Consider the following 23,323-nt stretch of genomic DNA (forward strand, 5'->3'; position numbering starts at 1 on the left):
TTGACAGAGTGAAGCATCTCCCGACATCGTTGCTTCAGTTCCTGCACTATCGCCTGCCTGAAGCAACATGACGGAGGAGTCCCCCGTGCGTGAGGCACCACAGCCCACCCCCACGGCCGCCCAGCCCACCAGTGCCCGGGTCCTGCCCGCCCTGATCCTGGCCATGCTGGCGTTCAGCGTGGTGCAGACCGCGGTCGTCCCGATCCTGCCGGGCCTGGCCCGCGAGCTGAACGTCTCGGGCTCCAACATCACCTGGCTGATGACCGCGAACCTGCTCTCCGCGGCGGTCCTCACCCCGCTGCTGGGCCGCTTCGGCGACCTGCGCGGACGCAAGCCCATGCTGCTGGTCTCGCTGGCCGGCCTGGTGCTCGGCTCCGGCCTCGCGGTGGCCACCCACTCCTTCACCTGGCTGGTGGTGGCCCGGGTGCTGCAGGGCGCGGGCGGCGGCGTGCTGCCGCTGGCGATCAGCATCGTCCGCGACGAGCTGCCCCGGCACAAGGTCACCGGCGGCGTCGCCGCGATCTCCGCCTCGATGGGCGTCGGCTCCGGCCTCGGCCTGGTCGCCACCGGCCTGCTGCTGGAGCACTGGAGCTACAAGTCGATCTTCTGGATGGGCCTGGTCTTCGGCCTGATCGCGGTCGCGCTGGTGGTCCTGCGGGTGCCCGCCGACCCGGTCACCGAGAAGGAGGGCGGCGCCGACCCACTCGGTGCGCTCACCCTGGCCGGCTGGCTCTCCGCCCTGCTGATCGCCGTCAGCCAGGGCAACCACTGGGGCTGGACGTCCACCCGCACCCTCGGCCTGTTCGCCGTCGCCGCCGTGGTCGCCCTGCTCTGGCTCCTGGTCGAGTCCAAGGTCGCCCACCCGCTGGTCGACCTGTCGATGATGGCCCGCCCCGCCGTCGCCTTCACCAACCTCTCCGGCCTGCTGATCGGCTTCGGCATGTACGGCTCGTTCATGGTGATCAGCAACTTCGCGCAGACCCCGGAGAAGCTCACCCACTACGGCTTCACCGCGACCGTCCTGCACGCCGGCATCATGCTGCTGCCCTCCGCGATCGGCTCGATGGTCGCCGCCCCGCTCGGCGCCCTGCTGATCGCCCGCCGCGGCCCCCGCCTCCCGCTGGTCCTCGGCGGCTTCCTCGGCGCGGTCTCGATGGCCTACCTGGCGCTGCGCCACGGCGCCGAGTTCGACCTCTACTTCTCCTCCGCGGTCTTCGGCCTCGGCGTCGGCCTCGCCTACGCCGCGATGCCCGCCTACATCAACGGCGCCGTCCCGGCCGAGCAGTCCGGCATCGCCAACGGCATGAACGCCGTGCTGCGCACCGTCGGCGGCGCGGTCGGCACCGCCGTGATGAGCGCGATCCTGACCGGCGACACCCTCAAGCTGCCGGTGCCCGTGCAGCTCCCCACCGAGAACGCCTACCAGAACGCCTTCTGGGTGGCCGGTGCGATGTGCCTGGTCGCCGCGGCCGTCCCGTTCGCCATCCGCACCGCCAAGTCCGCCGCCACCCCCGCCGAGCAGACCGCCCCGGCGCTCACCAAGACCGACGCCTGACGGCGTCACCCTCGCGTCCTGGACACACGCGAGCAGCGGCAGCACCCCCCGCCAAGGGCATCGGCGGGGGGTGCTCCCGTTCCTCCCCCGCGCTCCCCGGCTCCCCCGCGCTCCCACGTACACCCGGCCCGCCCGGCTCCCCCGCGCTCACCCGGCCGGGGGCCTGAGCGGCAGCGCCCCCGAGGGCTCCAGCTCCCCGTCCCCCACCGCGAACGTCCGCACCCGCCCGACCGCCGAGTACGGCGTCTCGAAGCGCACCGTGACCCGGCCGACCCCGCTGCCCTGCACCCAGCCGGGCCCGAACTCACGGTGCGTCACGTCCTGCCCGGGCCACCACCGGCGGACCGCCGGGTCGCTCTCCACCTCCTCCGCCACCAGCTCCTCGGCCACCGCCGCCGTCCCCGACTCGCGCTCCTCCCGCTCCAGTTGGGCGAACAGGTCCTCCTGGGTGTAGTCCGCGAGCTGGGCCACGCCCACGCCCAGCAGCCGCACCCCGCCCGTGACGTCGACCTGCATCGCCAGCCGCCGGGCCGTCGCCGCGACCACCTCCTCGTCGTCCGTCGGGCCGCGCAGCGTCTCGGAGCGGGTCAGCGTCGAGAAGTCGAAGCGGCGGACCTTCAGCACCACCGTCCGCCCGGAGCGCCCGGCCGCCCGCAGCCGGCGCACGCACCGCGCGGCGAGCTGCTCGATCTCGCGCAGGATGCGGTCCCGGTCGGCGAGGTCGACCTCGAAGGTGTCCTCCACCGACACCGACTTGGCGTCCCGGTCCGGCACCACCGGCCGCTCGTCCCAGCCGATCGCCATCTGGAACACGCCCGCGCCGTGCGCCTTGCCGAGCAGCCCGACCAGCTCCTCGAACCCGGCCTCCGCCAGGTCCGCCACCGTGGTCAACCCGGCCCGGCGCAGCGCCTGTTCGGTGGCGGGGCCGATCCCGGGCAGCGCGCGCACCGGCATCGGGGCGAGCACCGACCGCTCGGAGCCGGGCTCGATCAGCACCAGCCCGTCCGGCTTGGCCCGCTCGGAGGCGATCTTGGCCATCAGCTTGGAGCCGGCCGCGCCGACGGACGCGGTCAGCCCGGTGTGCTGCACGATGTCGGCCCGCAGGTCCTCGGCCAGCGCCAGCACCAGCTGCGCCCCCGCCGCGGGCGTGGCCGCCGCGGCCAGCGCGGGCCCGTACGGCCCGGCCGCCAGGTCGACGAACGCCTCGTCCAGGCTGAGCGGCTCGACCAGCGGGGAGCGCTCCCGCAGCAGGGCCATGACGATCTCGCTGTTGGCCCGGTACGCGTCGAAGCGGCCGGTCAGGAACGCCGCGTTCGGGCACAGCCGGCGGGCCTGCGCCATCGGCATCGCCGAGTGGACGCCGAACTTCCGGGCCTCGTAGGAGGCGGTGGAGACCACGCCGCGCCCGCCGAGGCCGCCGACGATGACGGGCTTGCCGCGCAGGCTCGGCTTGGACGCCTGCTCCACCGCGGCGAAGAAGGCGTCCATGTCGAGGTGGATGATGCTCGGCACGGTCCGCACGGCTCGATCATCCCGCGCGGCACCGACAATCCGGCTCAGCCCCCGGCGCCCTCCTGCGCCGCCGCGTCCGCGAGCCCCCGCGCCACCCCGTCCTCGCGCGGCCCCAGCAGCGTCGGGTCCGGCCGCAGCAGCACGTTCGCCGCGGCCTTCACCGCGCCGCCGATCTCCCGCACCCCGCCGTACTTCCAGGTGGTGTCGTGCAGCTCGTCCACCCCGACCGCGTACGCGTCGATCCCGGCCGCCTCGCACAGCGCCAGCGCCCGCCGGACGTGGAAGGTCTGGCTGACCAGCACCGCCCGGTCGACGCCGAAGAGCCGGTGCGCCCGGCTGCACGAGTCCCAGGTGTCGAAGCCCGCGTAGTCGCCCACCACCCGCACCGAGGGCACCCCGCGCGCGATCAGGTACGCGCGCATCGCGTCGGTCTCGTCGTACTGGACGGTGCCGTTGTCGCCGGTCACCAGGATCACCCGCACCTTGTGCGCCCGGTACAGCTCCAGCGCCGCGTCCAGCCGGTGCGCCAGGTACGGGGAGGGCTCGCCGTCCACCAGCCCGGCGCCGAACACCACGGCGACCGGGGCCTCGGGCGCGCTGGCCACCGTGCCGACCTCCGCCGACTCGGCCAGGTACAGCCAGGTGATCGGCGCCAGCCCCAGCGCGGAGCACAGCACCACCGCCTGGAACCAGCGCCGCTGCCGCCGCCGGTCCACCGGCCGCACCGCGCGCCACACCGACCGCGCCCGCAGTCCCGCGCACCTCAAGATCGTCGACACACCGACCAGGACGAACGGAACGGGCCCGCCGGTTCCCCGCGCGGCCCGCGGGGCCCCCGCGGTCAGACCGCGCGGTTGCGGCGCTGCGCCAGTTCGTCGCCCGGGTCGTGGCCGACCAGCGTCTCGCCGGTGTCGGTGCGCTCGCCGTGCAGCCGGCCCAGCGCGGTCTCCAGCTCCTGCCAGACCGCGCCGACCGCGATGCCGAACACGCCCTGGCCGCCGTTGAGCAGGTCGACCACCTGCTGCGGCGAGGTGCACTCGTAGACCGTCGCGCCGTCGCACATCAGGGTCAGCCCGGTCAGGCCCTCCTGGTCGGCGGACTGCAGGTGGGTGACGGCCACCCGGATGTTCTGCAGCGACACGCCGGCGTCCAGCAGCCGCTTGACGATCTTCAGCAGGAGGATGTCCCGGAAGCTGTACAGCCGCTGCGCGCCGGCCGGGTACGCGGAGCGCACCGAGGGCTCCAGCAGGCCGGTGCGCGCCCAGTAGTCCAGCTGCCGGTAGGTGATGCCGGCGGCGGCGCAGGCCGTCGGGCCGCGGTAGCCGACCAGCGCGGACGTCGGGGCGAGCCGCTCGATCGCGGGCTGCCCGGGCTGGACGGCCGGGAAGCGGCCGAGCCGGGGCAGTTCCTCGGCCTCGGGTTCGGGCCGCCAGGGCCGCCCGATCAGCGCACGGCCGGCCCGCGGCACGTGCACCGCGCACAGCGCTCCGGAACGCGTCTCGTCGCCGGTGCCGCTCATCGCCAACCTCCGTCCGTTGCGCCCGAGGCCCCCCGGGTCCCCGCAGGGGCCCCGCCGGGACCCGGGCTGCGGGTGGCCCGTCCGGCGGGCCATCACCTGACGGTAGGCAGTCGCCAAAGCACCGTCAACGATCGCCACGCCGGGGGCTTCCACAAACTTCACCCCATCGAGTGGTTATTCGTGCCCCATGTGTGGGTAGCCGGAGGTATTCCCGGCTTAACGGAGTTGCGACCCGCCGCCGACCGGGCTAGCGGGCGGACCGGCCGTCCGGCCACCGCGGGCCACCGGCCCCGACGGCCCCGGCACCGCGCCGCGACTACTGCTGGCCGCCCCCGAAGTCCTCCGGCGAGACCTGGTCCAGGAACTCCCGGAACTTCTCGACCTCGTCCTCCTGCTCGTCCGGGATCGAGATGCCGGCCTCCGCCAGCACCTCCTCGCTCCCGTAGATGGGCGTGCCGGTGCGCAGCGCCAGCGCTATCGCGTCCGAGGGGCGCGCGCTCACCTCGACACCACCGGCGAACACCAGGTCCGCGTAGAACACCCCGTCCCGCAGGTCGTTGATGCGCACCTCGGTCAGCTGCTGCCCCAGCGCCCCGAGCACGTCCTTGAACAGGTCGTGCGTCAGCGGGCGCACCGGGGTCATGCCCTGCTGGGCGAAGGCGATCGCGGTGGCCTCACCCGGCCCGATCCAGATCGGCAGGTAGCGGTCACCGCCGACCTCCCGCAGCAGCACGATCGGCTGGTTTGAGGGCATCTCCACCCGGACACCCACGACGTCGAGCTCATTCACACCAGCAACCCTATGGCGCGCGCCCCCGATAGGAAAGCGCAGCAGGCAGCGGCCGCCGTGATCAGGACCGCCGCCGGCCCGCCCGCCACCGGCCGTTCAGGACCGGGCCCGCAGCCCCGCCTGCACCATCGCCGCGTGCAGCCGCACCGACAAGGTGGCCAGTTCCCGTGCCGTCGCCTCGGCGTGCGCCCGGGTCTGCGGGTTGCGGTGCCGCCGCAGCGGCGCCACCACCTGCTCCACCAGAGCCACCTCGCGCTCGGCCGCCGCCTTCATCGCCCGCAGGTGCCGCGGCTCCAGGCCGAACCGGCCCAACTCCGCCACCAGCCGCGCGATCTGCAGCGCCTCGCCGTCGTACCCGCCGTCCGGCCCCGGCTGCACCAGGCCGTACGACTCCCACTCGACGAGCTCGCGCTCCTGCGCCTCGGCCGCCGCGATCAGCTCGGCCCGGCCCAGCCGCACCCCGCCGGGCGCCGCGGCCGCGGCCGCCAGCTCCCGGTCCGCCTCCTCCAGCGGCCCCGGACGGGACTCCGCCCCCGGCAGCGCCGGGGGCTGCTCGCCGCGCTCGATCGCGTCCAGGTGCTCGCGGATCACCCGCAGCGGCAGGTAGTGGTCGCGCTGCATCCGCAGCACGTACGCCAGGCGCTCCACGTCCGCCGCCGAGAACTTCCGGTAGCCGGACGGGGTGCGCTGCGGCTCGACCAGGCCCTCCGCCTCCAGGAAGCGGATCTTGGAGATCGTCACCTCCGGGAAGTCGTCCCGCAGGAAGGCCAGCACCGCGCCGATCGACAGCAGCTCGTCACCCCGCCGGCGCGCCTCGCCCGTGCGGCGCGAGGCCGGCACGGGCGAGGACCCGAGGGACGGGGTAGGAATCTGTGGGGTCACTCGGGCTCCAAACGGAGAAGTGGTCAGTACCCCCGGTGGTGGCTGGCGAAGAACACCAGCCGGTACTTCCCGATCTGCACCTCGTCGCCGTTGCCGAGCAGCACCTCGTCGATCCGCTCCCGGTTCACGTAGGTGCCGTTCAGGCTGCCCACGTCCGCGACCGAGAAGCCGCCGTCGTGCTGCCGACGGAACTCCACGTGCCGACGCGACACCGTCACGTCGTCCAGGAAGATGTCACCCTGCGGGTGCCGCCCCGCCGTGGTCACGTCCGAGTCCAGCAGGAACCGGCTGCCCGAGTTCGGGCCGCGCTGCACGATCAGCAGCGCCGAGCCCGGCGGCAGCGCGTCGATCGCCGCCATCACCTCGGCCGACAGCGCCGGCGTGGCGCCCGTCGAGGTCGCGGTCGGGTCGTACGACTCGATGCCGGAGATCGAGATGGTCGAGGTGGTCTCCACCGCGCCCTCCGGGAAGCCACCGCCGCCACGCAGCTGGGTGCCGCAGTTCGAGCAGAAACGGGCCTGTGCCGGGTTCTGGTTCCCGCACCGCGGGCACGGGCTGGTGCCAGCCATGTTCACAGCCTCCTGGCGCGGCACACCCGACTGGACGTGCCCGGCATAGGGGTCCGGGGCAAACCCTCCACCGGAGGTTGAGGGTCCTGACGCGAAACCTATGCGCGGCCCGCCCGACGAATCAACCGACGCGCCGTACGCCGCGTCGAACTGCCCGGTCGGGATGCCCGCGCCCTGGGTCACGTCGTCCCGGTACATCGGACGCTGCCCCTCCGGCGCCGGACGCATCGACGGCACCCCGGCGTCCTCCTGCCGGTAGCGCGCGGTCGGCGCCTCGACCGCCTTCTTGTTACGGCCGAAAAGCTTCGAGAAAAAACTCACGGGCGAATCCCCTTGCGTGTGACAGAACCGCCCGCGGGGCAGGGTTCAAGGCTCGGTGTGGCGGTGGGACCGGCATCGGACCGGAGACTGACGAACGGTAAGACCCAGTGTCGCCGACCCGCCGCGCAAACCCACCACCGGGGGTCGTCCGCGGCTGACGAACCGTACGGAGCGCGCCCCGTCACTTCGCCGCCGGCTTGCCGTACTGCAGCGGCTTCGGCGCGGCCAGCGCGTCCACCAGGACCTTCTGCTGCTGGACGATGGTCGCCCGGGCCTGGTGGTTCTCCAGGCTGCGCACCACACCGCCGGGGATGTTCAGCGCCGGAGTCAGGTCCTGCGGGTTGCCGACCACGGTGAAGCGGAACGGCTGCAAGACGTCCTTCCCGTCGATCCGCACGCCGCCGCCCGACGAGTTGTCGGTGAAGTAGGTACCGGCCACCACGCGCACGTCGTTGATCTGAATCGCCTCCGCCCCCGCCGCTCGGAGTTCCTGCAGGGTGTCCAGCAGCATATCCGCCTTCACCTGCCCTTGGGGATCATCGATCGTCAGCACGATCCCCGGGCCGGTCGCCTTCTCCGTCCCGGCCAGCACGCCGAGCTCGGCCGCCTTCTTCCGGGTCTGCTCCTGGGCCTCCTTGGCCTGGTTGGAGGAGTTCTCCAACTGGGCCAGGGACTGCTCCAGCTGCGTCTTCTCCGACTGGAGACGCTGCTGCTTGCCGTCCAGTTCGTCGAGGATGCGGACCAGGTCCTCCTGCCGGGCCCCGCGCAGCTCGCTGTGGTCGTTGGTCGAGCGCACCTGGATCGCCAGCGCCAGCCCCAGCGCGAACAGCAGCAGCGCCACCACCAGCTGGCCCCGCGACACCCGCGGCGGCCACAGCGCCGCCTTCAGCCGCGTCCGCCCGTCCGACGGCAGCGGCACCGGCACCGGCACCCGCGACGCGACGGCCCCCGCGGCCCCGCCGTCCGCCCCCTCCGGCCCGGCCGACGCCGCGGCCGCGGCCTCCGGCTCCGCAGCGGGCCCGGGCTCGACCACGGGCTCCCCCGCGGTCGGGGGCTGCACGGCCGGCTCCTCTTCCCGCTCCCGCGGCTCCTTCTCCTCGCTCACAGCCGCTCCCTACGCCCTGAACACGTGCCGGCGGATCGCCGCCGCGTTCGAGAAGATCCGGATGCCCAGCACCACGACCACGCCGGTGGACAGCTGCGACCCCACGCCCAGCTGGTCGCCGAGGAAGACGATCAGCGCCGCCACCACGACGTTCGACAGGAACGACACCACGAAGACCTTGTCGTCGAAGATCCCGTCCAGCATGGCCCGCACCCCGCCGAACACCGCGTCCAGCGCCGCCACCACCGCGATCGGCAGGTACGGCACCACCGCGTTCGGCACCTCGGGCTGCACGAACACGCCGACGATCACGCCGATCACCAGACCCAGTACGGCAATCACGGTGTAGCAGCTCCTGTTCCGGTGGAGGTGGTGGAAGTGGACTTCGCGGTCGCCCGCGCGGACTTCGACGGGGCCCCGCCGCGCGCCGCGCTCGGCGAAACGGACGGCGATCCGGACGGGGAACCGGACGGCGGTCCGGACGACGAGGGCGAGGGCGACGGGCTCGACTCGGCGGGCGGCTCGGGAGACGCCTCCGGGGACGCCTCCGGCCCGGCCACCCGGAGCGTCACGCCCACCGCGGCCGGCAGCGTCAGCGACTTCTGCGTCGACAGCGTCGAGCGGATGCCGTAGCTGTCCTCGATGATCTTCAGGTAGTGGCCGCCCTCGTTGTCCTGGAAGGCCTGCGACAGCCGGGGCCCGTCCCCGATCGCCAGCACCGTGTACGGCGGCACCAGCGGCCGGTTGTCGACCAGGATCGCGTCACCGGCCGCCCGGATCGCCGACAGCGCGGTCAGCCGCTGCCCGTTCACCGACACCCCCTCGGCGCCGGCCAGCCACAGGCCGTTCACCGCGTACTGGAGGTCGTGGTCCTTGACCCGGCCGTTCTTGCCGTGGGCGCCGCCGTTGCGCGGGTCGCTGACGTTGCCGCCCGAACCGCTCCCCGACGCGTCGTCGATCACCAGCTTCACGCCGGGGCCGGTCATCTCGCCGGTCCCGGTCCGCGCCGCCAGCAGCGCCGCCCCGCCGTCGTCCCCGGCCTGGAGCGCCGCTTCCTGGGCCTGCTCGACCCGGTCGCGGTCCTCCTCGACCTTCCGCTGCAGGGCGTCCACCGCCGCGTTGGCGTCGTTGACCCGGGTGACCAGGGCGTCCCGCTCCTTCGCCAGGACGGGCGCCGCGGCGTGCGTGTTCACCGCCCCGACCGTCAGCACGACGGTCGCCAGCGCCAGCCCCAGGGCCAGCACCAGCCGCCCCTTGGCCGTCCCCGGCAGCCGCGAGCTGCCCTCCGCCCCGCGCGCCCGGGCCGCTTCCGCGTACCCGTCGTCGAGCGAGTGCTCCATCACGGTGGTCAGCAGGGACATCGAGGCGTCCGGGCGGCGGAAGCGCCCCTCCGGGTCGCTCGGCGTCGGCGTTGCTGGCATGCGGGATATCGTTTCACGATCGCGAGGTGCCCCACGACCAGCTCCGGGCCCCGTAGGACGGTTTCGGCACAGGATCGTGACAAACCCGGGTGGGGGCGGGCCCGCGGGCCCGCCCCCACCTCATTTCCCCCGCACTACCTCCCGGCGCTGTCCACGACCGCGGCCCACTCGTCGAGCAGCCGCTCGGTCGCCTCGTCGTCCGGGCCCTCGGCCCACAGGTGCGTGACGGCCTCCGCCGGGTCCGGCAGGACCAGCGTCCACCGGCCGTCCGGCTCGACCACCCGCACGCCGTCCGTGGTGTCCAGCTTCCGGTTGCCGGCCGCCTCCACCACCGAGCGCATCACCATGCCCTTGGCGGCCCATGGCGTCGCGATGTCCCGCTTCTGGATGTGCGCCTGCGGGATCCGCGCGTCGATCTGGCTCAGCGTCAGCTGCGTCCGCGCCACCAGGCCGACCAGCCGCACGAACGCCGCCGCCCCGTCCAGCACCCCGGAGAACTCGGGCACCACGAAGCCGCCGCGCCCGTCGCCGCCGAAGACCGTGCCGTCCGCGGCCGCGGCCTTCGCCAGGTCGTCCGGCGAGGTCGTCGTCCAGGTCACCTGGGTGCCGTGGTACGCCGCCACCTGCTCGGCGATCCGCGTGGTCGTCACCGGCAGCGCCACCTGCCCGGAACGGCGCTCGGCCGCCACCAGGTCCAGCAGCACCAGCAGCGCCCGGTCGTCCTGGATCACCCGGCCGAGCTCGTCCACGAAGGACACCCGCTCGCCCACCGGGTCGAACCGCACGCCGAACGCGGCCTGCGAGGACGCCACCAGCTCGCCCAGCCTGGCCAGCGCCGCCTTCCGCTCGTCCGCGCCCTCGGTCGGCCGGGACTCGTCCAGGCCGCCGGCCACCGTCAGCGCCTCCACCCCGAGCCGCCCCAGGATGCTCGGCAGCACCAGCCCGGCACTGCCGTGCGCCGCGTCCACCACGACCTTCAGCCCGGCCTCCCGCACCCCCGAGGTGTCCACCGCCCGCAACAGGTTCGTCGCGTACGAGTCGAACACGCTCGCCGGGTGCAGCAGGTCGCCGATCTCGCCCGGGAACGCCCGCCGGAACTCCTGCCGCGAGTACACCCGGTCCAGCTTCCGCTGCCCGGCCTGCGACAGGTCGGCCCCGCGCTCGTCGAAGAACAGGATGTCCAGCGAGTCCGGCACGCCCGGCGTGGTCCGCAGGAAGATCCCGCCCGCGCTCCCCCGCGCCGTGGCCTGCCGGGCCACCGGCATCGGCACGTTCTCCAGGTCCCGGACGTCGATCGCGCTGGTCTGCAGCGCCGAGATCATCGCCCGCTTCAGCGCCCGCGCACCACGCGAGTGGTCACGCGCGATGGTGACCGTCGCGCCCTTCTTCAACGTGGTCGCGTACGCCCCGGCCAGCCGCACGGCCAGCTCCGGCGTGATCTCCACGTTCAGGATGCCCGACACGCCGCGCACCCCGAACAGGTGCTCCTGGCCGCGGGACTCCCAGATCACCGAGGTGTTGACGAACGCGCCGGCCTCGATCGTCTTGAACGGGTAGACCCGGACGTTGCCCGCGATGATCGACTCCTCGCCGATCAGGCACTCGTCACCGATCACCGCCCCCTCGTCGATCCGGGCGGCCCGCATCACGTCGGTGTTCTTCCCGACCACGCAGCCGCGCAGGTTGCTCTGCGACCCCACGTACACGTTGTCGTGCACCACGGCCTTGTGCAGGAACGCCCCGCTCTTCACGACCACGTTCGACCCCAGCACGGTGTGCTCGCGCAGCTCCACGCCGGCCTCGACCTTGGCGTAGTCACCGATGTACAGGGGGCCCCGCAGCACTGCCTCCGGGTCCACCTCCGCACCCTCGGCCACCCACACGCCGGGCGAGATCTCGAACCCGTCCAGCTCGACCTGGACCTTGCCCTCCAGGACGTCCGCCTGGGCCTTCAGGTAGCTCTCGTGCGTGCCCACGTCCTCCCAGTAGCCCTCGGCGACGTAGCCGAACACCGGCTTGCCCTCCTTGAGCAACTGCGGGAACACGTCGCTCGACCAGTCGACCGACTCGCCGGCCGCCACGTAGTCGAAGACCTCCGGCTCCATCACGTAGATGCCGGTGTTCACGGTGTCCGAGAACACCTGCCCCCAGGTCGGCTTCTCCAGGAAGCGCTCGACCTTCCCCTCGTCGTCCGTGATGGTGATACCGAATTCCAGTGGGTTCGGTACCCGGGTCAGGCACACCGTCACCAGTGCGCCCTTCTCCCGGTGAAAGGCAATCAGATCGGAAAGGTCGAAGTCCGTCAGCGCGTCGCCGGAGATCACCAGAAACGAATCGTCCCGGAGTGCGTCCTCGGCGTTCTTCACGCTGCCGGCCGTCCCCAGTGGGGTTTCCTCGTTGGCATAGGTGAGGTGCATGCCGAGTTCCTCACCGTCACCGAAGTAGTTCTTGACCAGGGAGGCCAGGAACTGCACGGTCACCACGGTGTCATTGAGGCCGTGCCGCCTCAGCAACCTCAGCACGTGCTCCATGATCGGCCTATTGGCCACCGGCAGCAGCGGCTTGGGCATGCTGGAAGTCATGGGGCGGAGTCGAGTGCCCTCCCCGCCCGCCATCACAACGGCTTTCATTACGGGTGCGTCCTCCTTCGCGGTGGTGAACCCCTGCGGGTCCATCAAACCGGTCCGACGCATCCCTACCCGGAAGAAAACGTCCGACTCACCGTGGAGGGCGTGTAAAACATCTCATGCTGGTCTCAAACGGCAGCCGAACGCTCCGCCTGGAGGATCTGCCGGGCCTGCACCGCATACAGGGCACCGGCCCACCAGTACAGCGTCGTCCCCCACCAGATGAACGCCCAACTCACCACTCCCGCAACCTGGTGCACCCACCCCTTGCCCACCCCCAGCAGCAGGAGCGGAAACGCGTACATCAGATTGAACGTCGCCGCCTTCCCCAGGAAACTCACGTTCAACGGCCCGTAACCCGCCCGGTTGAGCCGCAGCAGCACCACCCCGACGAACGCCTCCCGCGCCACCAGCAGCGCCGTCAGCCACCACGGCAGGATCTCCCGCCAGGTCAGCCCCACCAGCGTCGACACGATGTACAGCCGGTCCGCCGCCGGGTCCAGCAACTGCCCCAGCCGGCTGATCTGCCCCCACCGCCGGGCCAGCTTCCCGTCCAGGTAGTCGCTGACCCCGCTCAGCATCAGCACGACGATCGCCCACCCGTCGTGCGTCGGCCCCCCGAAGACCGGCCACAGCACCAACCACAGGAAGATCGGCACGCCCACCAGCCGAGCCATGCTCAGCAGGTTCGGGATCGTGAGGACCCGGTCAGTCTGAACGCGCGTCTCCTGGACCTCCACGGTGCGGAGCCTCCTGTACTAACCACCGACATGTGCGGGACCGACCCTACAACAAGAAAGCCCCCTGACTTCCCGTCAGGGGGCTTTCTCCCAATGATTGTTCGGCGGCGTCCTACTCTCCCACAGGGTCCCCCCTGCAGTACCATCGGCGCTGTGAGGCTTAGCTTCCGGGTTCGGAATGTAACCGGGCGTTTCCCTCACGCTATGACCACCGAAACACGGTGAAACGTGTCGCCGCCCACCCGCCCGCCGGAGCGGGGGTGGGGGTCGTTGTTTCAGAACAACACAGTGGACGCGAGCAACTGAGGACAAGCCCTCGGCCTATTAGTACCGGTCAACTCCACCCCTCACAGGGCTTCCATATCCGGCCTATCAACCCAGTCGTCTACTGGGAGCCTTACCCTCTCAAGGAGGTGGGAGTGCTCATCTCGAAGCAGGCTTCCCGCTTAGATGCTTTCAGCGGTTATCCCTCCCGAACGTAGCCAACCAGCCATGCCCTTGGCAGGACAACTGGCACACCAGAGGTTCGTCCGTCCCGGTCCTCTCGTACTAGGGACAGCCCTTCTCAACACTCCTACGCGCACAGCGGATAGGGACCGAACTGTCTCACGACGTTCTAAACCCAGCTCGCGTACCGCTTTAATGGGCGAACAGCCCAACCCTTGGGACCTACTCCAGCCCCAGGATGCGACGAGCCGACATCGAGGTGCCAAACCATCCCGTCGATATGGACTCTTGGGGAAGATCAGCCTGTTATCCCCGGGGTACCTTTTATCCGTTGAGCGACGGCGCTTCCACAAGCCACCGCCGGATCACTAGTCCCTACTTTCGTACCTGCTCGACCCGTCAGTCTCACAGTCAAGCTCCCTTGTGCACTTACACTCAACACCTGATTGCCAACCAGGCTGAGGGAACCTTTGGGCGCCTCCGTTACCCTTTAGGAGGCAACCGCCCCAGTTAAACTACCCACCAGACACTGTCCCTGATCCGGATCACGGACCCAGGTTAGACATCCAGCACGACCAGAGTGGTATTTCAACGTCGACTCCACCCGAACTGGCGTCCGGGTCTCACAGTCTCCCACCTATCCTACACAAGCCGAACCGAACACCAATATCAAGCTATAGTAAAGGTCCCGGGGTCTTTCCGTCCTGCTGCGCGAAACGAGCATCTTTACTCGTAATGCAATTTCACCGGGCCTGTGGTTGAGACAGTCGAGAAGTCGTTACGCCATTCGTGCAGGTCGGAACTTACCCGACAAGGAATTTCGCTACCTTAGGATGGTTATAGTTACCACCGCCGTTTACTGGCGCTTAAGTTCTCAGCTTCGCCCGACCGAAGTCGGACTAACCGGTCCCCTTAACGTTCCAGCACCGGGCAGGCGTCAGTCCGTATACATCGCCTTACGGCTTCGCACGGACCTGTGTTTTTAGTAAACAGTCGCTTCTCGCTGGTCTCTGCGGCCACCACCAGCTCGGGGAGAAAATCCCGTCACCAGCAATGGCCCCCCTTCTCCCGAAGTTACGGGGGCATTTTGCCGAGTTCCTTAACCACAGTTCACCCGAACGCCTCGGTATTCTCTACCTGACCACCTGAGTCGGTTTGGGGTACGGGCCGCCATGAAACTCGCTAGAGGCTTTTCTCGACAGCATAGGATCATCCACTTCACCACAATCGGCTCGGCATCAGGTCTCAGACTATGTGCTGCGCGGATTTGCCTACGCAACGTCCTACACCCTTACCCCGGGACTACCACCGCCCGGGCTGGACTACCTTCCTGCGTCACCCCATCGCTCACCTACTACAGGCTCGGACCGGCGGCTCCACCACGTCCCATCGTCCGAAGACTCCGGGCCGGCTTCACGGCCTTAGCATCACCTGGTTCGACGTTGGCGCTTCAAAGCGGGTACGGGAATATCAACCCGTTGTCCATCGACTACGCCTGTCGGCCTCGCCTTAGGTCCCGACTTACCCTGGGCAGATCAGCTTGACCCAGGAACCCTTGGTCAATCGGCGCAAGAGTTTCCCACTCTTGTATCGCTACTCATGCCTGCATTCTCACTCGTGAACCGTCCACAACTCGATTCCTCGGCTGCTTCACCCGGCACACGACGCTCCCCTACCCATCACAGCCTCCGTTGGGAGTATTGCTGCAATGACACGACTTCGGTGGTGTGCTTGAGCCCCGCTACATTGTCGGCGCGGAATCACTTGACCAGTGAGCTATTACGCACTCTTTCAAGGGTGGCTGCTTCTAAGCCAACCTCCTGGTTGTCTCTGCGACTCCACATCCTTTCCCACTTAGCACACGCTTAGGGACCTTAGTCGGTGTTCTGGGCTGTTTCCCTCTCGACCATGGAGCTTATCCCCCACAGTCTCACTGCCGCGCTCTCACTTACCGGCATTCGGAGTTTGGCTAAGGTCAGTAACCCGGTGAGGCCCATCGCCTATCCAGTGCTCTACCTCCGGCAAGAAACACACGACGCTGCACCTAAATGCATTTCGGGGAGAACCAGCTATCACGGAGTTTGATTGGCCTTTCACCCCTAACCACAGGTCATCCCCCAGGTTTTCAACCCTGGTGGGTTCGGTCCTCCACGAAGTCTTACCTCCGCTTCAACCTGCCCATGGCTAGATCACTCCGCTTCGGGTCTTGGGCATGCAACTCGAACGCCCTATTCGGACTCGCTTTCGCTACGGCTACCCCACACGGGTTAACCTCGCTACACACCGCAAACTCGCAGGCTCATTCTTCAAAAGGCACGCAGTCACAGCCCGAAGGCTGCCCCCACGGCTTGTAGGCACACGGTTTCAGGTACTATTTCACTCCGCTCCCGCGGTACTTTTCACCATTCCCTCACGGTACTATCCGCTATCGGTCACCAGGGAATATTTAGGCTTAGCGGGTGGTCCCGCCAGATTCACACGGGATTTCTCGGGCCCCGTGCTACTTGGGAGAAGCTCAAGCGAGCCGTACAGATTTCGTCTACGGGGGTCTTACCCTCTACGCCGGACCTTTCGCATGTCCTTCGACTACCCATACGGTTTCTGACTCGCCCAGCCGCCGGCAGACGACTGAAGAACTTTCCCACAACCCCTCGAGCGCAACCCCTGCCGGGTCTCACACGCTCAAGGTTTGGCCTCATCCGGTTTCGCTCGCCACTACTCCCGGAATCACGGTTGTTTTCTCTTCCTGCGGGTACTGAGATGTTTCACTTCCCCGCGTTCCCTCCACATACCCTATGTGTTCAGGTATGGGTGACAGCCCATGACGACTGCCGGGTTTCCCCATTCGGACACCCCCGGATCAAAGCTCGGTTGACAGCTCCCCGGGGCCTATCGCGGCCTCCCACGTCCTTCATCGGTTCCTGGTGCCAAGGCATCCACCGTGCGCCCTTAAAAACTTGGCCACAGATGCTCGCGTCCACTGTGCAGTTCTCAAACAACGACCAGACACCCAAACCCGACACCCCATCAAGGAGGCGCCCGGCATGAGGCCGGCATCCCAGAGACAACGGCAAGCCGTTCCCTCAGGACCCAACAACGTGCCCGACACAGTCACTCCCAGAGATCCGCGGTCCACGCCCCGAGGGGCAGTACTGGCGTCCTGTTCGCTTCCTGTGCCGAATAGTCAACGTTCCACCCATGAGCAACCGTGCGAGACATTCGCTCGCATCCGGCCGTGTGCTCCTTAGAAAGGAGGTGATCCAGCCGCACCTTCCGGTACGGCTACCTTGTTACGACTTCGTCCCAATCGCTGGTCCCACCTTCGACGGCTCCTCCCCTTGCGGGTTAGGCCACCGGCTTCGGGTGTTACCGACTTTCGTGACGTGACGGGCGGTGTGTACAAGGCCCGGGAACGTATTCACCGCAGCATGCTGATCTGCGATTACTAGCAACTCCAACTTCATGGGGTCGAGTTGCAGACCCCAATCCGAACTGAGACCGGCTTTTTGGGATTCGCTCCGCCTCACGGCATCGCAGCCCTTTGTACCGGCCATTGTAGCACGTGTGCAGCCCAAGACATAAGGGGCATGATGATTTGACGTCGTCCCCACCTTCCTCCGAGTTGACCCCGGCAGTCTCCTGTGAGTCCCCGACATTACTCGCTGGCAACACAGAACAAGGGTTGCGCTCGTTGCGGGACTTAACCCAACATCTCACGACACGAGCTGACGACAACCATGCACCACCTGTACACCGACCACAAGGGGGCGCCTATCTCTAGACGTTTCCGGCGTATGTCAAGCCTTGGTAAGGTTCTTCGCGTTGCGTCGAATTAAGCCACATGCTCCGCTGCTTGTGCGGGCCCCCGTCAATTCCTTTGAGTTTTAGCCTTGCGGCCGTACTCCCCAGGCGGGGAACTTAATGCGTTAGCTGCGGCACCGACGACGTGGAATGTCGCCAACACCTAGTTCCCAACGTTTACGGCGTGGACTACCAGGGTATCTAATCCTGTTCGCTCCCCACGCTTTCGCTCCTCAGCGTCAGTAATGGCCCAGAGATCCGCCTTCGCCACCGGTGTTCCTCCTGATATCTGCGCATTTCACCGCTACACCAGGAATTCCGATCTCCCCTACCACACTCTAGCCTGCCCGTATCGAATGCAGACCCGGGGTTAAGCCCCGGGCTTTCACATCCGACGCGACAGGCCGCCTACGAGCTCTTTACGCCCAATAATTCCGGACAACGCTCGCACCCTACGTATTACCGCGGCTGCTGGCACGTAGTTAGCCGGTGCTTCTTCTGCAGGTACCGTCACTTGCGCTTCTTCCCTGCTGAAAGAGGTTTACAACCCGAAGGCCGTCATCCCTCACGCGGCGTCGCTGCATCAGGCTTTCGCCCATTGTGCAATATTCCCCACTGCTGCCTCCCGTAGGAGTCTGGGCCGTGTCTCAGTCCCAGTGTGGCCGGTCGCCCTCTCAGGCCGGCTACCCGTCGTCGCCTTGGTAGGCCATTACCCCACCAACAAGCTGATAGGCCGCGGGATCATCCTGAACCGCCGGAGCTTTCCACCGACCCCCATGCGGGAGACGGTCGTATCCGGTATTAGACCTCGTTTCCAAGGCTTGTCCCAGAGTTCAGGGCAGATTCCCCACGTGTTACTCACCCGTTCGCCACTGATCCACCCCGAAGGGCTTCACCGTTCGACTTGCATGTGTTAAGCACGCCGCCAGCGTTCGTCCTGAGCCAGGATCAAACTCTCCGTGAATGCCTCTCACGAAAGAGCGGCACGGCAACCACCGGAATAAGGCGGCCCCGCGCACTGCGTCCTCGCTAGTGATACTTCATAAAGGAATCTCCAACCCCGACAAGATGTCGAGGCCGGGGATGTCAACATATCTGGCGTTGACTTTTGGCACGCTGTTGAGTTCTCAAGGAACGGACACTTCCTTCGAGCCGCATTCCTGGGGACCCTCCGGGCGCTTCGTTCTTTCGCGTTTCGAGCTTACCAGACCGTTTACTCGGTGTTGACCGGAGCTTTACTCGCCTGACTTGCTCTGTTTACCGCCGTTGCGCGGCGACTCGAGCAACCATAGCGGGTCAGCGGCCGAGCGCCTAATCGGGGCGGGGCGGAGTCACCCGGTTGGGCCCGCGCGGGGCGGGCGGGTGGGGCGGATGGGGGGTCACTCGGATGCCGTAAAGTGCGGCGGGTCGACCAAGAGGACTAGACCACTTGAGGGTGGCGGGGGCGACGGAGAGGGTACGGGGCGGTCGGTTCGTGTGCGGTGCGGTTCGGGCGGGCAGGGATCTTCACTCGGGCGACCCGTGGGTGCTATCGCATGAAATGTCCGAAGTTGACGTAATTTGGGGTCAGTCGATCAATGGGCCGCTGCCCCGCGGCCGCACGCGATGTACTCCGTACCTGGGAGGCTCCACCATGACCACTGTCACGTCGCCGCTCGCCGGCCGCGCTGTCGGCCTCGCCAACGTTCCCGACCCGGTGTTCGCCGGAGCCATGGTCGGGCCGGGGACGGCGATCGATCCGTTGCGGGAGCCGATCGACGCGGTGGCTCCGGTGGACGGGCAGGTGGTGTCGATGCACCCGCACGCGTTCGTGGTAATGGACGAGAACGGGCACGGGGTGCTGACGCACCTGGGGATCGACACCGTGCAGCTCAACGGGGAGGGGTTCGAGCTGCTGGTGCACAAGGGGGACCGGGTGAAGCGGGGGCAGCCGGTGATCAAGTGGAACCCGGCGGCGGTGGAGGCCGCGGGGAAGTCGCCGATCTCGCCGATCGTGGCGCTGGAGGCGTCGGCGGAGCAGTTGAGCGGGGTGGCGGAGTCCGGTGAGGTCACGGCCGGCGGCGAGCTGTTCATCTGGAACTGACGGAACTGACGGCGACTGACGGCGAAGGGGTTTCGGACCATGGAGCGGACGCTGCGGGGCGTGGGGGTCAGCCACGGGGTCGCCATCGGGCAGGTGCGGCACATGGGGACGGCGGTGCTGGAGCCGCCGGTGGCCCAGGTGTCGGCCGAGGAGGTGCCGCGGGAGCAGGCCCGGGCGCAGGCCGCGGTGGACGCGGTGGCGGCGGACCTGACCGCGCGCGGGAACCTGGCCGGTGGTGAGGCGCAGGCGGTGCTGGAGGCGCAGGCGCTGATGGCGCAGGACCCGGAGCTGCTGGCGGACGTGAACCGGCGGATCGAGTCGGGGAGCAGCGCGGAGCGCGGGGTGTACGACGCGTTCGCGGCGTACCGGGAGCTGCTGGCGGCGGCGGGTGAGTACCTGGCGGGGCGGGTGGCGGACCTGGACGACGTGCGGAACCGGATCGTGGCGCGGCTGCTGGGGGTGCCGATGCCGGGGGTGCCGGACAGCGACGAGCCGTACGTGCTGCTGGCGCGGGACCTGGCGCCGGCGGACACGGCGCTGCTGGACCCGTCGCTGGTGCTGGGGTTCGTGACCGAGGAGGGCGGGCCGACGTCGCACAGCGCGATCCTGGCCCGGGCGATGGGGGTGCCGGCGGTGGTGGCGCTGGCGGGGGCGACGGAGTTGGCGGAGGGGGTGGTGGTGGCGGTCGACGGGTCGTCGGGCGAGGTGCTGGTGGAGCCGGCGGCGGAGCGGCAGGAGGAGTTGCGCCGGCAGGCGGCGGAGCGGCGGGCGGCGTTGGCGGCTTCGACCGGGCCGGGGCGGACGTCGGACGGGTTCATGGTGCCGTTGCTGGCGAACGTGGGCGGTCCGGCGGACGTGCCGGCGGCGTTGGAGAACGGGGCGGAGGGCGTCGGGCTGTTCCGGACGGAGTTCCTGTTCCTGGACGATTCGGCGAAGGCGCCGGGCGAGGACAAGCAGGTCGAGGCGTACCGGAAGGTGCTGGAGGCGTTCCCGGGGGCCCGGGTGGTGGTGCGGGTGCTGGACGCGGGGGCGGACAAGCCGTTGGAGTTCCTGACGCCGGGGGACGAGCCGAATCCGGCGCTGGGGGTGCGCGGGCTGCGGACGCTGCTGGAGCACCCGGAGGTGCTGCGGTCGCAGTTGCGGGCGCTGGCCCGGGCGGCGGAGGGGTTGACGGTGCGCCTGGAGGTGATGGCGCCGATGGTGGCGGACGGGGTGGACGCGCGGGCGTTCGCGGCGGCCTGCCGGGAGGTGGGGTTGGACGCGAAGTACGGGGCGATGGTGGAGATCCCGTCGGCGGCGCTGCGGGCAGGGGCGATCCTGCGGGAGGTGGAGTTCCTGTCGCTGGGGACGAACGACCTGGCGCAGTACGCGTTCGCGGCGGACCGGCAGGTGGGGTCGTTGGCGCGGTTGCAGGATCCGTGGCAGCCGGCGCTGCTGGATCTGATCGCGGCGGCGGCGGGGGCGGCGAAGGCGGCCGGGAAGAGCTGCGGGGTGTGCGGGGAGGCGGCGGCGGACCCGGTGCTGGCGTGCGTGCTGACGGGGCTCGGGGTGACCAGCCTGTCGATGGGTGCGGCGTCGATCCCGTACGTGCGGTCGGCGCTGGGGCGGGCGACGTTGGCGCAGTGCCAGCGGGCGGCGGAGGCGGCGCGGGCGGCGGACACGGCCGAGGAGGCGCGGGCGGCGGCGGAGCGGGTGCTGTCCGGCCGGTAGGAGGGGCGGTCGGGAGGGGTCGAGATCTCCCGAGGGGTCTCGCTGTCGCCGTGGGGGGCGGCAGCGGGACCCCTCGGGGCCTTTTCGGGGCCGGGGTCAGGGCTGCTTGCGGGTGGTGGCGAGCTGCTCGAAGAAGCGCAGGTGGTCGAGGTTGTCGACGGAGCCGGGGTTGACCGCCCGGGTGAGGGGGGTGCCGCCGAGCAGGCGCTTGACCGGGACTTCGAGGCGCTTGCCGGTGAGGGTGTGCGGGAGGCCGGCGACGGTGATCACCTCGTCGGGGACGTGCCGCGGGGAGAGTTCGGTGCGCAGCGAGGTGCGGATGCGGGCGGTGAGGTCCTCGTCGAGTTCGGCGCCGGGGGCGAGGACGACGAACAGCGGCATCCAGTAGCCGCCGTCGGGTTCTTCGAGGCCGATGACCAGGGACTCGGCGATCTCGGGGAGGCGTTCGACGACCTCGTAGATGTCGGCGGAGCCCATCCGGACGCCCTGGCGGTTGAGGGTGGAGTCGGAGCGGCCGTGGATGACGACGGTGCCGCGGGAGGTGGCGGTGATCCAGTCGCCGTGGCGCCAGGTGCCGGGGTAGGTGTCGAAGTAGCTGTCGTGGTAGCGGTGGCCGTCGGGGTCGTTCCAGAAGCCGGTGGGCATGGACGGCAGGGGCTTGGTGACGACGAGTTCGCCGACGGTGTCGGTGTGCGGCCGGCCGTCGGTGTCCCAGGACTCGACGGCGGCGCCGAGGCAGGGGGCCTGGATCTCGCCGAGGTGGACGGGGAGGGTGGGGACGCCGCCGACGAAGCAGGAGCAGACGTCGGTGCCGCCGCTGACGGAGGCGAGCCAGAGGTCGGAGCCGACCTCGTCGTAGATCCACTGGAAGCCGTCGGGCGGGAGCGGGGAGCCGGTGGTGCCGAGGCAGCGGACGGCGGAGAGGTCGAGGTCGCGGCCGGGGTGCAGGTCGGCCTTGCGGCTGGCGATGACGTAGGCGGCGGAGGTGCCGAGGACGGTGGCGCGGGTGCGGGCGGCGACCGACCAGAGGGCGCCGGTGTCGGGGTGTCCGGGGCTGCCGTCGTAGGTGACGATCGTGCTGCCGGTGAGCAGGCCGGCCAGCAGGAAGTTCCACATCATCCAGCCGGTGGAGGTGTACCAGAGGAACCGGTCGTCGGGGCCGAGGTCGAGGTGGAGGGCGGCCTGCTTGAGGTGTTCGACCAGGATGCCGCCCTGGCTCTGCACGATGGCCTTGGGGAGGCCGGTGGTGCCGGAGGAGTAGAGGACCCAGAGCGGGTGGTCGAAGGGGACGGGCTCGAAGACGGGTTCGGTGTCGTCCGCGACCAGGTCGTCGTACCGGAGGGTGCCCGCGGGGGCGGGGGTGCCGAGCAGGGGGACGTGGATGACGGTGTTCAGGGTGGGGAGTTCGCGGCGGAGTTCGGCGACGACCCCGGTGCGGTCGTGGTCCTTGCCGCCGTAGTGGTAGCCGTCGACGGCGAACAGGACGGTGGGCTCGATCTGCTGGAGGCGGTCGAGGACGCTGCGGGCGCCGAAGTCGGGGGCGCAGCTGGTCCAGGTGGCGCCGACGGCGGCGGTGGCGAGGAGGGCGACGGCGGCCTGCGGGATGTTGGGCAGGTAGGCGCTGACCCGGTCGCCGGGGCGGACGCCGTTCGCGCGCAGGGCGGCGGCGAGGGAGCCGACCTGGCGGCGGAGCTCGGACCAGGTGGTGGCGGTCGGCCCGGTGCTGCGCTCGTCCAGGTGGAGGACGGCGGGGCGGTCGGCGTTGGCCGGGTCCTCGGCGGCGCGCAGGGCGTGTTCGGCGTAGTTGAGGGTGGCGCCGGGGAACCACTGCGCGCCGGGCATGGTGGCGGGTTCGGCGAGGACGGCGGTGGGCGGGGTGTGGAAGCGGACGTCGAAGTACTCGGTGACGGCCGTCCAGAAGCGGGTGAGGTCCTCGGTGGACCAGCGGTGCAGGTCGGCGTAGCGGGTGGCGGCCTCGGCGTCGGTGGTGACCGGTGCGAGCGGGGCGGCGGGGGCGCCGTGGTGTTCGGCGGCCCAGCGCTGGAAGTCGACCAGGCGGCTGGCGGCGGCCCGGGCGGGGTCGGGGCGCCAGAGCGGCTCGGGGTGCGGGTGCTGCTGGTCCTGGGGGGTCGGAGGGGTGCTCACGTGGTGGTCTCCAGGCCGTGGTGGGGACGGCTGGGCTCGTGGCGGGCCGTCCGTGGGGTGCTGACGGTGCTGACCATGCCACGTGATCGTCCGGGG

15 protein-coding genes and 3 rRNA genes are annotated in these 23,323 nt (G+C 69.6%); 3 read left to right on the forward strand and 15 right to left on the reverse strand.

The window, feature by feature from the left end; genetic code table 11:
- The first annotated feature begins 85 nt into the window (after positions 1–85).
- Positions 86–1,555: an MFS transporter gene (locus HUT16_RS06375; RefSeq protein ID WP_176186279.1), complete on the forward strand. Its 1,470-nt coding sequence runs from the start codon at positions 86–88 to the stop codon at positions 1,553–1,555.
- A 147-nt stretch (positions 1,556–1,702) separates the two neighbouring features.
- Here the strand turns inward: HUT16_RS06375 and HUT16_RS06380 are convergent, their stop codons facing one another.
- The 14 genes from HUT16_RS06380 to HUT16_RS06445 all read right to left on the reverse strand — a co-directional run bounded on the left by HUT16_RS06380 (position 1,703) and on the right by HUT16_RS06445 (position 18,253).
- On the reverse strand, positions 1,703–3,076 hold the full coding sequence (locus tag HUT16_RS06380; RefSeq protein WP_176186281.1) for a DNA polymerase IV: 1,374 nt from the start codon (positions 3,074–3,076) through the stop codon (positions 1,703–1,705).
- Positions 3,077–3,111: 35 nt separating this feature from the next.
- Complete coding sequence (locus tag HUT16_RS06385) at positions 3,112–3,846, reverse strand: vancomycin high temperature exclusion protein (RefSeq protein WP_176186283.1); 735 nt, start codon at positions 3,844–3,846, stop codon at positions 3,112–3,114.
- 62 nt (positions 3,847–3,908) lie between these two features.
- On the reverse strand, positions 3,909–4,586 hold the full coding sequence (locus tag HUT16_RS06390) for a MerR family transcriptional regulator (protein ID WP_176186285.1): 678 nt from the start codon (positions 4,584–4,586) through the stop codon (positions 3,909–3,911).
- Positions 4,587–4,902: 316 nt separating this feature from the next.
- On the reverse strand, positions 4,903–5,376 hold the full coding sequence (locus HUT16_RS06395) for a bifunctional nuclease family protein (protein WP_176186287.1): 474 nt from the start codon (positions 5,374–5,376) through the stop codon (positions 4,903–4,905).
- 96 nt (positions 5,377–5,472) lie between these two features.
- The gene (locus HUT16_RS06400; protein ID WP_176186289.1) at positions 5,473–6,216 is read right to left on the reverse strand and encodes a MerR family transcriptional regulator; all 744 of its coding nucleotides are present in this window, start codon (positions 6,214–6,216) and stop codon (positions 5,473–5,475) included.
- A 65-nt stretch (positions 6,217–6,281) separates the two neighbouring features.
- Positions 6,282–7,148 carry an FHA domain-containing protein gene (locus tag HUT16_RS06405; protein WP_176186291.1) on the reverse strand — a complete coding sequence of 289 codons (867 nt, stop codon included), beginning with the start codon at positions 7,146–7,148 and terminating at the stop codon, positions 6,282–6,284.
- Positions 7,149–7,329: 181 nt separating this feature from the next.
- The gene (locus tag HUT16_RS06410; protein WP_254897664.1) at positions 7,330–8,253 is read right to left on the reverse strand and encodes a DUF881 domain-containing protein; all 924 of its coding nucleotides are present in this window, start codon (positions 8,251–8,253) and stop codon (positions 7,330–7,332) included.
- A 9-nt stretch (positions 8,254–8,262) separates the two neighbouring features.
- Positions 8,263–8,595 carry a small basic family protein gene (locus HUT16_RS06415; RefSeq protein WP_030463668.1) on the reverse strand — a complete coding sequence of 111 codons (333 nt, stop codon included), beginning with the start codon at positions 8,593–8,595 and terminating at the stop codon, positions 8,263–8,265.
- On the reverse strand, positions 8,592–9,674 hold the full coding sequence (locus tag HUT16_RS39115) for a DUF881 domain-containing protein (protein WP_176186292.1): 1,083 nt from the start codon (positions 9,672–9,674) through the stop codon (positions 8,592–8,594). Before HUT16_RS39115 ends, HUT16_RS06415 begins: the two co-directional genes overlap by 4 nt.
- 134 nt (positions 9,675–9,808) lie before the next feature.
- Complete coding sequence (locus HUT16_RS06425; protein WP_176186294.1) at positions 9,809–12,304, reverse strand: mannose-1-phosphate guanyltransferase; 2,496 nt, start codon at positions 12,302–12,304, stop codon at positions 9,809–9,811.
- 125 nt (positions 12,305–12,429) lie between these two features.
- On the reverse strand, positions 12,430–13,041 hold the full coding sequence (locus HUT16_RS06430; protein WP_176186296.1) for a CDP-alcohol phosphatidyltransferase family protein: 612 nt from the start codon (positions 13,039–13,041) through the stop codon (positions 12,430–12,432).
- A gap of 99 nt (positions 13,042–13,140) precedes the next feature.
- Positions 13,141–13,257 (reverse strand): 5S ribosomal RNA (rrf, locus tag HUT16_RS06435).
- Between the two features lie 88 nt (positions 13,258–13,345).
- Positions 13,346–16,451 (reverse strand): 23S ribosomal RNA (locus HUT16_RS06440).
- Positions 16,452–16,736: 285 nt separating this feature from the next.
- Positions 16,737–18,253 (reverse strand): 16S ribosomal RNA (locus HUT16_RS06445).
- The 16S, 23S and 5S rRNA genes sit together here, the layout of an rRNA operon.
- A 669-nt stretch (positions 18,254–18,922) precedes the next feature.
- Here HUT16_RS06445 and HUT16_RS06450 point away from each other — a divergent pair.
- Complete coding sequence (locus HUT16_RS06450; protein WP_176186298.1) at positions 18,923–19,372, forward strand: PTS glucose transporter subunit IIA; 450 nt, start codon at positions 18,923–18,925, stop codon at positions 19,370–19,372.
- Positions 19,373–19,411: 39 nt separating this feature from the next.
- Positions 19,412–21,082: a phosphoenolpyruvate--protein phosphotransferase gene (gene ptsP, locus HUT16_RS06455; protein WP_176186300.1), complete on the forward strand. Its 1,671-nt coding sequence runs from the start codon at positions 19,412–19,414 to the stop codon at positions 21,080–21,082.
- A 96-nt stretch (positions 21,083–21,178) separates the two neighbouring features.
- On the opposite strand, the gene HUT16_RS06460 is transcribed toward ptsP, so the two are convergent.
- The gene (locus HUT16_RS06460; protein WP_176186302.1) at positions 21,179–23,227 is read right to left on the reverse strand and encodes an acetoacetate--CoA ligase; all 2,049 of its coding nucleotides are present in this window, start codon (positions 23,225–23,227) and stop codon (positions 21,179–21,181) included.
- Between the last annotated feature and the right edge of the window lie 96 nt (positions 23,228–23,323).

This window comes from Kitasatospora sp. NA04385 (assembly GCF_013364235.1).
GTDB lineage: Bacteria > Actinomycetota > Actinomycetes > Streptomycetales > Streptomycetaceae > Kitasatospora.